This is a genomic window from Stenotrophomonas sp. 2YAF26, assembly GCF_052114625.1.
GTDB lineage: Bacteria > Pseudomonadota > Gammaproteobacteria > Xanthomonadales > Xanthomonadaceae > Stenotrophomonas > Stenotrophomonas indicatrix.
The window spans coordinates 37633-48654 of sequence record NZ_JBFRFC010000019.1 but is presented as its reverse complement, the minus strand read 5'-3'; the positions used below and the strand labels follow the sequence as shown (position 1 = coordinate 48654).

General features: G+C 65.5%; 8 protein-coding genes. 5 read left to right on the top strand and 3 right to left on the bottom strand.

The window, feature by feature from the left end:
* Nucleotides 1-570 precede the first annotated feature (570 nt).
* Complete coding sequence (locus AB4Y98_RS17730; RefSeq protein WP_312106281.1) at nt 571-1710, top strand: mechanosensitive ion channel family protein; 1140 nt, start codon at nt 571-573, stop codon at nt 1708-1710.
* 21 nt (nt 1711-1731) lie between these two features.
* Here AB4Y98_RS17730 and AB4Y98_RS17725 read toward each other — a convergent pair whose 3' ends face one another.
* Genes AB4Y98_RS17725 through typA form a run of 3 tightly spaced genes read right to left on the bottom strand, consistent with a single transcriptional unit; the run spans nt 1732 to nt 5722 of the window.
* A complete protein-coding gene (locus AB4Y98_RS17725; protein WP_312106278.1) occupies nt 1732-3354 on the bottom strand; it encodes an amidase in 1623 nt (540 codons plus the stop codon).
* Between the two features lie 41 nt (nt 3355-3395).
* Nucleotides 3396-3863 (bottom strand): DUF2127 domain-containing protein, encoded by a 468-nt coding sequence (locus tag AB4Y98_RS17720; protein ID WP_312106276.1) that lies wholly within the window; start codon nt 3861-3863, stop codon nt 3396-3398.
* Nucleotides 3864-3874: 11 nt separating this feature from the next.
* Entirely contained in the window at nt 3875-5722 is a 1848-nt protein-coding gene (gene typA, locus AB4Y98_RS17715; protein ID WP_442244809.1) for a translational GTPase TypA, read from the bottom strand.
* 239 nt (nt 5723-5961) lie between these two features.
* Between typA and AB4Y98_RS17710 the strand changes: the two genes are divergently transcribed.
* The 4 genes from AB4Y98_RS17710 to prpE all read left to right on the top strand — a co-directional run bounded on the left by AB4Y98_RS17710 (nt 5962) and on the right by prpE (nt 10840).
* Nucleotides 5962-6453, top strand: coding sequence for a peptidylprolyl isomerase (locus AB4Y98_RS17710; RefSeq protein ID WP_089239021.1), 492 nt, complete (start codon nt 5962-5964; stop codon nt 6451-6453).
* 126 nt (nt 6454-6579) lie between these two features.
* Nucleotides 6580-7566, top strand: a complete 987-nt coding sequence (locus AB4Y98_RS17705; protein ID WP_025879435.1) for a malate dehydrogenase — start codon at nt 6580-6582, stop codon at nt 7564-7566.
* A 92-nt stretch (nt 7567-7658) separates the two neighbouring features.
* Nucleotides 7659-8273 (top strand): RluA family pseudouridine synthase, encoded by a 615-nt coding sequence (locus AB4Y98_RS17700; RefSeq protein ID WP_363730052.1) that lies wholly within the window; start codon nt 7659-7661, stop codon nt 8271-8273.
* Between the two features lie 686 nt (nt 8274-8959).
* Complete coding sequence (gene prpE, locus AB4Y98_RS17695) at nt 8960-10840, top strand: propionate--CoA ligase (protein WP_442244808.1); 1881 nt, start codon at nt 8960-8962, stop codon at nt 10838-10840.
* The last annotated feature ends 182 nt before the right edge of the window (nt 10841-11022 follow it).

The following is an 11022-nucleotide window of genomic DNA, read 5'->3' as shown; positions in this document are numbered from 1 at the left end:
GTGTCGGATTGCGGGGACGCCGCAAGTACGTCCCTGTAGGCTCAGCCGCGCCATCCATGGCGCGGATGCCCCGCAATCCGACACCGCCCCACCTTCGACAGTTGTCCGGTGTCTGATGGATTCACACCATGCGTGGATGAATTTCCATCGGAATCGAATATTTCGAATTGAATTTGAAGAGCATCCACGCATGGCGTGGATCTACGTGTCGACCAAGGTCGACACCCACCAGCAGCGGGGATCGACACCCGCCAACAGCCGCGGGAAATTGTCGGAGGCGGGGAGGGGACAGATGGCGGGGGCGTGAGCGCCATGGATGGCGCGACCGAGCTTACATGGACGTACTTGCAGCGTCCCCCGCCATCTGTCCCCTCCCCGCCATCCCAAGGAATGCAGGCTTTTGCTCTTGCTGTTGCTGTTGAGGTTGCCGGCCAGCGGCCGGCACTACCGCGGGTGCAGGGCGCAGCCCTGCCGAACACCCCCGCCTACATTCTGCTTACGAACGGCTGACATCGCGCTCATGGTGCATGCGCCACGCTGGCTCCTTGATGCAGACAGCGAGAATGCGCAGTGATATGGCAACACCTGCAGCAGTATCTGTGGCCGATCGGAACCGCTTTGGTGGTCGGTGGCCTGGGCGCTTGGGTCGTACTGGCACTGTACCGTCGCCTGCGCGGGCGTGACCGGCGCCGTGCGCGCATCGGCCGGGTGATCGGACCGCCGCTGGCCCTTGCACTGCCCGTGCTGTTGCTGGTGCCGGCGCTGCAGGCCACGCCATTGCCGGAACACACGCTCGATCAACTGCTGCGCGTGCTGCACATCGCCCTGACCGCCTGCTTCATCTGGTTGCTGGTGCGTGCGGTGGCGGCGGGGGAGCGGGCGATCCTGCGCAGCCATCCGATCGATGTCTCCGACAACCTCGAAGCGCGCCGCATCCAGACCCAGACGCGAGTGCTCAGCCGCGTGCTGATGGGCGGCATCATCGTGCTCGGTGCTTCGCTGGTGCTGCTGACCTTCCCGATGGTGCAGAAGATCGGCACCGCGTTGCTGGCGTCGGCGGGTTTGATCGGCCTGGTGGCGGGTATCGCCGCCAAACCGGTGTTCGGCAATCTGATCGCGGGCCTGCAGATTGCGGTGACCCAGCCGATCCGGCTCGATGACGTGGTGATCGTCGAGGGCGAATGGGGACGCATCGAAGAGATCGGCAGCAGCTACGTGGTGGTGCGTATCTGGGATGAGCGGCGGATGGTGGTGCCGCTGACCTGGTTCATCGAGCACCCGTTCCAGAACTGGACGCGGCGCAGTGCCGATCTGCTCGGCACGGCGTTCCTTTGGTTGGACTACCGTGCACCGATCGCGGCGATACGTGCCGAGCTGGAACGCATCTGCCAGGGCCAGCCGCTGTGGGATGGACGGGTGTGCGTGACCCAGGTGACCGAGACCAGCGAGCGCGCGATCCAGGTGCGGTTGCTGGTCAGTGCGCGCAGTTCCGGTGATGCGTTCGACCTGCGCTGCCTGGTGCGCGAACGCATGCTGGATTTCCTCGCGCGCGAGCATCCGCAATCGCTGCCGCAGGTACGCGCGCGCCTGCAGCGCGACGATGAGCTGGATATGCCGCGGATGCGGCGTGCAGGCAGCGCCGATGTGCGATCGCCGGGTGCGGAGGATGGTGAGGCGGCCATCGCGCCAGTGGAGCCGTCGGATCGGTAGTGCCGGCCGCTGGCCGGCATGTCAGGGGTCGCCGGATTCGATCAAGGCATCGGTATCGAAGTGCGGTGGGCGTCGGGCGCGCGTGCGCTGCTCGTACGCGTAGGCCATCTCGATCAGCTTCGGTTCGCTCCAGGCCGTGCCCATGAACAACAGCCCCGCAGGCAGGCCATCGATCTGGCCCATCGGCACGCTCAGGCTGGGGTAGCCGGCGACGGCGGCGACACTGTAGCTCTCGCCGGGGAAGTCATCGCCGGTGCTGCGAAGGGGCCAGGCCAGACCGGTTGTCGGTGCGACCAGCGCATCCAGCTTCTGCGATGCCAGCACTGCGTCGATGCCTTCCGGGCCCGCCAGTCGCCGCGCATCGCTGCGCGCGCGGATGTAGACGGGATCGGCCAGGCCGGGGGTCGCCTGGGCTTCCAGCAGCAGCTCCTGGCCGAACAGGCCCAGTTCCTGGCCCTTGTGTGCCTCGTTGAAGGCGATCAGCCCGGCCAGACTGCGCAGTGGCGCCTGGTACGTGTTGAGATAACGCTCCAGACCCGCCTTGAATTCGTACAGCAGGACGATGCGTTCTGCATCGGCCCAGGCGCCCTGGTTGGGCAGTTCCACCGGCACCACCACGGCGCCGGCGCGGCGCAGCTCAGCGACCGCCTGCTCAACCAGCGGTGGCATCCCTCGATACTTCAGCAATGGTGTCTGCAGCAGGCCGATGCGCTTGCCACGCAGGCCCTGCGGATCCAGTCGTGCGGTGTAGTCGTAGACCGCCCGGCCGGGCATGGTCGCGGTGGCGGGGTCGGCATCATCGCGGCCAGCGATGGCGGTCAGCACGGCGGCGGCGTCGGCGACGCTGCGGGTCATCGGGCCCGCGGTGTCCTGGCTGAAGGAGATCGGGATGATGCCTTCGCGGCTGACCAGGCCGACGGTCGGTTTCAGGCCGACCACACCGTTGATCGCCGCGGGGCAGACGATGCTGCCATCGGTTTCAGTGCCGATGGCCACGCTGGCCAGGTTGGCGGCCACGGCCACCGCGCTGCCGCTGCTGGAGCCGCAGGGTGAATGACTGAGGCGGTAGGGATTGCGGGTCTGGCCGCCGCGCGCGCTCCAGCCGGAGATCGAGTCGTTGCCGCGGAAGTTGGCCCACTCGCTGAGGTTGGTCTTGCCCAGCACCACTGCGCCCGCTTCGCGCAGGCGGCGGACCAGGTAGGCATCGCCGGGGCGGAAGCCCTGCAGGGCCAGCGAGCCGGCACTGGTAGCCATGGGCGCGGCGTTGATGTTGTCCTTCAGCAGGATCGGGATGCCATGCAGCGGTCCGCGCAGGCGCCCGGCACGGCGCTCGCGATCACGCTCGGCGGCTTCCTTCAGGGCATCGGGGTTGAGCTCGATCACTGCGCGCAGGCGCGGACCGGCGCGGTCCAGCGTGGCGATGCGCTTGAGGTAGGCGTGGGTGAGGGTGGTGCTGTCCAGTTCGCCGGCGACCATGCGTGCCTGCAGGTCGGAGACTTCGGTCTCGGCGTAGGCGAAGGGCACGTTGCTGCTACCCGGTTCGGCAGCGTGGGCGCTGGGCGTGGCCGGGCTGCAGCCAACAGCAAACACCGCAGGCAGCGCGGCGATCAGACAGGTCAGGAGGGGCGGCAAGGACAGGCGCATGGGGCAGCTTCGACGGCTCCGATCCCCAGTGTAGCGGCTGCTCAGCGGCGGCGCTTGCGCAGGTCGCGCGCCAGCACGTAGACGACGATCAGGTTGATCGCCAGCACCGTCCACGAGGCCCAGCCGGGATGGCGGACGATCGCGTAGATATCGAAGGGCAGGTAGATGGAGGCGGTCAGGCAGCCCAGCCAGGAGGCCCATGCCTTGGCTTTCCACAACCCCCAGGCTTCGACCAGGTGCAGCAGGCCGTAGCCGATCATCGCTGCGGCGGCCAGGTGCACTGCGTCGGGATTGATCGCATTCAACAGCGAGGGCAGGGTGCCGTGATCCGGGTCCAGACTGAAACGCCGGATCAGGGCATTGACGCCGTCGCGAAGCGGTTGCGGGCCGAGGATTTCCAGCCCGGTGGCCGCCAGCAACGCCAGCATCGCCTTGCTCGCTTCGAGCAAGGCGATGACATGGAGGCCCGGATGCCGATGCGGATCCGGGTTGTAGCCGTTCTGGCTCACGATTCGCTGGATCAGCCGCCGCGCGAGTTCTTCTTGCGGTCGCTTTCGGTCAGGAACTTCTTGCGCAGACGGATCTCCTTCGGGGTGATCTCGACCAGCTCGTCGTCTTCGATGAAGTCCAGGGCCTGTTCCAGCGAGTACTTGATCGCCGGGGTCAGCTGGATCGCATCGTCCTTGCCCGAAGCGCGCATGTTGGTCAGCGGCTTGGTCTTGATCGCGTTGACGGTCAGGTCGTTGTCCTTGGAGTGGATGCCGACCAACTGACCTTCGTACACGTTGTCGCCTTCAGCAGCGAACAGCTTGCCGCGTTCCTGCAGCGGGCCGAGCGAGTACGCGGGGGTGGTACCCGGGGCATTGGCGATCATCACGCCGTTCTGGCGCTTGGCGATGGCGCCCTGTTCCTTCGGGCCGTAATGGTCGAACACGTGGAACAGCAGGCCCGAACCCTGGGTGAGGGTCTTGAACTCGTTCTGGAAGCCGATCAGGCCACGGGCGGGGATCTGGTATTCCAGACGCACACGGCCCTTGCCGTCCGATTCCATGTTCTTCAGCTGGCCCTTGCGGGTGCCCAGCTTTTCCATCACGCCACCCTGGTGCACTTCTTCAATGTCCACCACCAGCTGCTCGATCGGCTCCATGGCCTGGCCGTCGATCTGCTTGATGATCACTTCCGGGCGCGACACGGCCAGCTCGTAGCCTTCACGACGCATGTTCTCGATCAGCACCGACAGGTGCAGTTCGCCACGGCCGGAGACCAGGAACTTGTCGGCGTCTTCCAGCTGTTCGACCTTCAGGGCCACGTTGTGGACCTGCTCGCGGTCCAGACGGTCCTTGATCTGGCGGCTGGTCAGGAACTTGCCGCCGGACAGGTCCTTGTTGCCGGCGAACGGCGAGTTGTTGACCTGGAAGGTCATCGAGATCGTCGGTTCATCGACGGTCAGCGCCGGCAGTGCTTCCGGGGTGTCCGGGTGGCACAGAGTGTCGGAAATGGTCAGCTCGGCAATGCCGGAGATGGCGACGATGTCGCCGGCCTCGGCGGTGTCCTGCTCGATGCGCTCCAGGCCCAGGAAGCCCAGCACCTGCGCGACCTTGCCGTTGCGCTTCTTGCCTTCACGGTCGATCACCGCGACCTGCATGTTCTTCTTCAGGGTGCCGCGCTGGATGCGGCCGATGCCGATGACGCCCACGAAGTTGTTGTAGTCCAGCTGGCTGATGCGCATCTGGAACGGACCTTCCGGATCCACTTCCGGCTTCGGTGCGTGCTGCATGATCGCTTCGTACAGCGGGGTCATGTCGCCGTCGCGCACGGTGTCTTCCAGGCCGGCGTAGCCGTTCAGGGCCGAGGCGTAGACGATCGGGAAGTCGAGCTGCTCATTGGTGGCGCCGAGCTTGTCGAACAGGTCGAAGACCTGGTCGATCACCCACTCCGGACGCGAGCCCGGACGGTCGACCTTGTTGACCACGACGATCGGCTTGAAGCCCATCGCGAAGGCCTTCTGGGTGACGAAGCGGGTCTGCGGCATCGGGCCGTCCATTGCGTCGACCAGGATCAGCACGGTGTCGACCATCGACAGCACGCGCTCGACCTCGCCGCCGAAGTCGGCGTGTCCGGGGGTGTCGACGATGTTGATCCGGTTCTTGATACCGGTCTTCTTGTCTTCCCAGGTGATGGCGGTGTTCTTGGCCAGGATGGTGATGCCGCGTTCCTTTTCCTGGTCGTTGCTGTCCATCACGCGCTCGGCGAGGACGGTACGCTCGGACAGGGTGCCGGACTGCTTCAGCAGCTGGTCGACCAGGGTGGTCTTGCCATGGTCGACGTGGGCGACGATGGCGATGTTGCGAAGATTTTCGATGGACATACGAAAGGGGGCCAGTCGGCGCCGGATTTGGAAAAAGAAGTCCAACATTATACGTCGAACTTGACGATTGGCGAAAACCTGGATTTCAGGACTGCTGAAGTCCCCATTCAGCCTGACTCCCGGCGCTGCCCGTCCGCGGGCTGAAGAGCCTGCCTGCGCCCATGGTCGAAGCTGCCCGGGCCACGGGGGAGGTGTATCCTTATGGGGCTGATTACACACCCCGCATCCCAAGGATCTGCATGTCCCTCATCGCCACTTTCGACACCACCCAGGGCCCGATCAAGGTCGAGCTGTTCGCCGACAAGGCGCCGCTGACGGTCGCCAACTTCGTGAACCTGGTCAAGCGCGGCTTCTATGATGGCCTGATCTTCCACCGCGTGATCCCCGATTTCATGATCCAGGGCGGTTGCCCGCAGGGTCGTGGCACCGGTGGCCCGGGCTACAAGTTCGAAGACGAGAAGAACGGTGTGAAGCACCAGATCGGCTCGCTGTCGATGGCCAACGCCGGCCCGAACACCAATGGCAGCCAGTTCTTCATCACCCACATCAAGACCGATTGGCTGGACGGCAAGCACACCGTGTTCGGCCAGGTGCTGGAAGGCCAGGCGATCGTCGATTCGGTCAAGCAGGGCGACGTGATCCATTCGATCACCCTGGAAGGCGACACCGACGCTCTGCTCGCCGCCCAGGCTGAGCGCGTGGGTGAGTGGAACAAGCTCATTCCCGCCTGATCCAATACCCGGACGGCCCCCTGCGAAGGGGGCCGTTTCTGCGTTCCGGCCGCCCCGCCAGGCCCATCCCCGCCCGTGCGGCCATCTCCCACATCGCTACTTAGCTTCTTAGCAGAGGAAATCCCCATGAAAGCACCTGTTCGTGTTGCCGTGACCGGCGCCGCCGGCCAGATCGGCTACGCCCTGCTGTTCCGTATCGCCTCCGGTGAAATGCTGGGCAAGGACCAGCCGGTCATCCTGCAGCTGCTGGAGCTGCCGGTCGACAAGGCCCAGGCCGCCCTGAAGGGCGTGATGATGGAACTGGAAGACTGCGCGTTCCCGCTGCTGGCCGGCATGGTCGGTACCGACGACGCTGAAGTCGCCTTCAAGGACGCCGACATCGCCCTGCTGGTCGGCGCGCGTCCGCGCGGCCCGGGCATGGAGCGCAAGGATCTGCTGCTGGAAAACGCGAAGATCTTCACCGCCCAGGGCGCCGCACTGAACAAGGTCGCCAAGCGTGACGTGAAGGTGCTGGTGGTCGGCAACCCGGCCAACACCAACGCCTACATCGCCATGAAGTCGGCGCCGGACCTGAACCCGCGCAACTTCACCGCCATGCTGCGCCTGGACCACAACCGTGCGCTGAGCCAGCTGTCGACCAAGCTCGGCAAGCCGGTCGCCGGCATGGAGAAGCTGGTGGTGTGGGGCAACCACAGCCCGACCATGTACCCGGATTACCGTTTCGCCACCGCCGACGGTGCGTCGATCGCCGATGCGATCAACGACCAGGAGTGGAACGCCAACACCTTCATCCCGACCGTCGGCAAGCGCGGTGCGGCGATCATCGAAGCCCGCGGCTCGTCCTCGGCAGCTTCGGCGGCCAACGCAGCGATCGACCACGTACGTGACTGGGTGCTGGGCAGCAACGGCAAGTGGGTCACCATGGGCGTGCCGTCCGACGGTTCCTACGGCATTCCGGAAGGCGTGATCTTCGGCTTCGCGGTCACCACCGAGAACGGCGAGTACACCCTGGTCAAGGATCTGCCGGTCGACGACTTCAGCCAGAAGTACATCGACAAGACCCTGGCCGAGCTGGAAGAAGAGCGCGCCGGCGTCGCCCACCTGCTGGGTTGATGCGGTCTGTGCCGGCAGCTTGCCGGCACTGCCTGAAATGAAACGGGGAGGCTTCGGCTTCCCCGTTTTCGTATGGAGCACCTGGCAACGACATGATCCCTCTGCATTACATCGACGACGCGCTGCTGGTGGCCGAGAAGCCGGCCGGCCTGCTGTCCGTGCCCGGCCGCTCGGCGGATAACCAGGACTGCGTGGTCGCACGGTTGCAGGCGGTGTATGCCGATGCGCTGACCGTGCATCGGCTGGACCAGGTCACCTCTGGCCTGCTGCTGCACGCGCGCGGCAAGGACATGCAGGTGGCGCTGTCGATGCAGTTCGAGAAGCGCCAGGTGGGCAAGCGTTATGAGGCCATCGTGCAGGGGTTGCTGGAAGATGGTGCCGGTGAAGTGGACCTGCCGCTGATCGTCGACTGGCCGAACCGGCCCAAGCAGATGGTCGACCACGAACGCGGCAAGCCGGCACTGACCCGGTGGCGCGTGCTGTCGCGTGACATCGAGGCGCAACGCACGCGCGTTGAACTGGAACCGATCACCGGCCGCAGCCATCAGTTGCGCCTGCACATGGCCAGCCTCGGTCATCCGATTGTCGGCGACGTGCTGTATGGCGCAGAGGCAGCGCAGCGCGTGTGCCTGCATGCGCGGAAGCTGCAGTTCACTCATCCGGTGACAGGCGAGGCGCTCGCGTTCGAGTCTGCGACTCCGTTCTAGAAGGGTAGGGTGTTCGGCAGGGCTGCGCCCTGCACCCTGCACCCGCGGTAGTGCCGGCCGCTGGCCGGCAACCTCAGCAGCAACAGCAACAGCAACGGCAACAGCGGGGTTCCGTGGGATGGCGGGGCGGGTCCGGTTGCGGGGGACGCCGTAAACCCATCCCTGGGGGCTTGGCCGCGGCATCCATGCCGCGGACACCCCCGCAACCGGACCCACCCCGCCTTCGACAGATCTCCGGTGACGGAGGTCTGTCCGCGCTTTGCGTGGATCAAATCCATCGGAATCGAATATTTCGACAAGTGAACGAAGAGCATCCACGCATGGCGTGGATCTACGTGTCGACCAAGGTCGACACCCACCAACAGCAGCGGGAGTCGACACCCACCAACAGCGGAGGGAAATTGTCGGAGGCGGGGAGGGGGCAGATGGCGGGGGCGTGAGCGCCAGGGATGGCGCGACCGAGCTTACAGGGACGTACTTGCAGCGTCCCCCGCCATCTGTCCCTTCCCCGCCAACCCCGGAATCTGCCATTGCTGTTGCTTCGGCTGTTGCTGTTGCCGTTGCTTCCGCCTCTGCGGGTGCAGGGCGCAGCCCTGCCGGCAACACACCCCCTACCAAGGTAGGGCGGCCCACGCGCCAGTGCCGGACTATGCTCGAACCATGACTTTGTCTGGGAGGGCTGCGTCATGAACTACGAGGAAACCTACCGCCGTTCGATCGACGAGCCGGAGGCATTCTGGGGCGAGGAAGCCAAGCGCATCCATTGGCACACGCCGCCGCAACAGGTGCTCGACTACAGCAACCCGCCGTTCCGGCGCTGGTTCGTGGGTGGTGAAACCAACCTCTGCTACAACGCCGTCGACCGGCATCTGGCCGACCGCGCGGACCAGCTCGCACTGGTCGCCATCTCCACCGAAACCAACAGCACCCGCGAAATCACCTATCGCCAGCTGTATCGCGAAGTGAACGACTTCGCCGCCGTGCTGAAACACCTTGGTGTCGGCCACGGGGATCGCGTGGTGATCTACATGCCGAACATGGCCGAGGCCGTGTTCGCCATGCTTGCCTGTGCACGTATCGGTGCGGTGCACTCGGTGGTGTTCGGTGGTTTCGCCGCACACAACCTCGCGCTGCGCATTGACGATGCCAAGCCGAAGCTGCTGATCGCCGCCGATGCCGGCATGCGCGGTGGCAAGCTCATTCCTTACAAGGCGATGGTCGATGCCGCCTGCGCCGAGGCCAGCAATCCGCCGCCGCACGTGCTGATCGTTTCGCGCGGGCTGGACCCGGCCGAGCCACGCATCGAAGGGCGTGACGTCGAGTACGCCAGCCTGCGTGCGCAGATCGGCGAAACCGATGTGCCGGTGCAATGGCTGGAATCGAGCGAGCCCAGCTACCTGCTGTACACCTCCGGCACCACCGGCAAGCCGAAGGGCGTGCAGCGCGATGTCGGTGGCTATGCGGTGGCGATGGCGCAATCGATGCAGACCGTGTTCGACTGCAAGCCCGGACAGGTGATGTTCTCCACCTCCGACGTCGGCTGGGCCGTGGGCCATTCCTACAACGTGTATGGCCCGCTGATCGGCGGCTGCACCTCGCTGCTGTACGAAGGGCTGCCGACCAACCCCGATCCGGGCATCTGGTGGGCGCTGTGCGAGCAGTACAACGTACGCACGATGTTCTCTTCGCCGACCGCCATCCGCGTGCTGAAGAAGCACGACGCCGATTTCATCCATCGGCACGACCTCGATGCGCTGAAGTATCTGTTCCTGGCCGGCGAGCCGCTGGACGAACCGACCGCACACTGGATCAGCGACGCGCTGGGCAAGCCGATCATCGACAACTACTGGCAGACCGAAACCGGTTGGCCGGCATTGACCCTGCTGCCTGGGCTGGACATGAAGCCGGTGCGTTTCGGCTCACCGGGTTTCCCCAATCTCGGCTACCGCATGAAGGTGATCGACGAGAACACCGGTGAAGAAGTGGCTGCCGGGCAGAAGGGCGTGCTGGTGATGACCCCGCCGTTGCCGCCGGGCTGCATGAGCACGGTCTGGAATGACGACAGCCGCTTCCTGCAGAGTTACTTCAGCCACTTCAAGGAACTGCTGTACAGCTCGCTGGACTGGGCCATCCGCGATGACGATGGCTATACCTTCATCCTGGGCCGCACCGACGATGTGATCAACGTGGCCGGCCACCGCCTGGGCACGCGTGAGATCGAAGAGGCCATCTCCAGTCACCCGCGCGTGGCCGAGGCAGCGGTGATCGGGGTGAAGGACGAATTGAAGGGGCAGGTGCCGCTGGTGTTCGTCACCCTCAAGCAGGGGCTCGATGGCGAAGACCCGGCCGCAGTGGTGGCCGAGATGATGGCCACGGTGACCGCCTCGCTGGGTGCGGTGGCGCGACCGGCGCACATCCATGTGGTCAACGCGCTGCCCAAGACCCGTTCGGGCAAGCTGCTGCGTCGCTCGCTGCAGGCATTGGCCGAGCAGCGCGACCCCGGCGACCTGTCGACGCTGGACGACCCGGGGGCGCTGGAAGAGATCCGCCGCGCGCTGGGACGATGATCAGAGGTGGTACCGGCCGCTGGCCGGCAACCTCGGGATTGGCGGGCTGCCGGCCAGCGGCCGGCACTACCCCTCGGGCGAAGGACATGCGCTAAGCTCCGGCTGTCATCGACCTGCAACACGCGGTACGCGCCGGGGAACGCGCGTGCCATCCGGGGATGGCGAACAGGGGAGCGTGCCCG

What these genes read in the sequence shown, in the direction of transcription:
- AB4Y98_RS17710 (WP_089239021.1), top strand. Translation starts at nt 5,962, where the DNA reads ATGTCCCTCATCGCCACTTTCGACACCACCCAGGGCCCGATCAAGGTC.
- AB4Y98_RS17700 (WP_363730052.1), top strand. Translation starts at nt 7,659, where the DNA reads ATGATCCCTCTGCATTACATCGACGACGCGCTGCTGGTGGCCGAGAAG.
- typA (WP_442244809.1), bottom strand. Translation starts at nt 5,722, where the DNA reads ATGTCCATCGAAAATCTTCGCAACATCGCCATCGTCGCCCACGTCGAC.
- AB4Y98_RS17725 (WP_312106278.1), bottom strand. Translation starts at nt 3,354, where the DNA reads ATGCGCCTGTCCTTGCCGCCCCTCCTGACCTGTCTGATCGCCGCGCTG.
- prpE (WP_442244808.1), top strand. Translation starts at nt 8,960, where the DNA reads ATGAACTACGAGGAAACCTACCGCCGTTCGATCGACGAGCCGGAGGCA.
- AB4Y98_RS17705 (WP_025879435.1), top strand. Translation starts at nt 6,580, where the DNA reads ATGAAAGCACCTGTTCGTGTTGCCGTGACCGGCGCCGCCGGCCAGATC.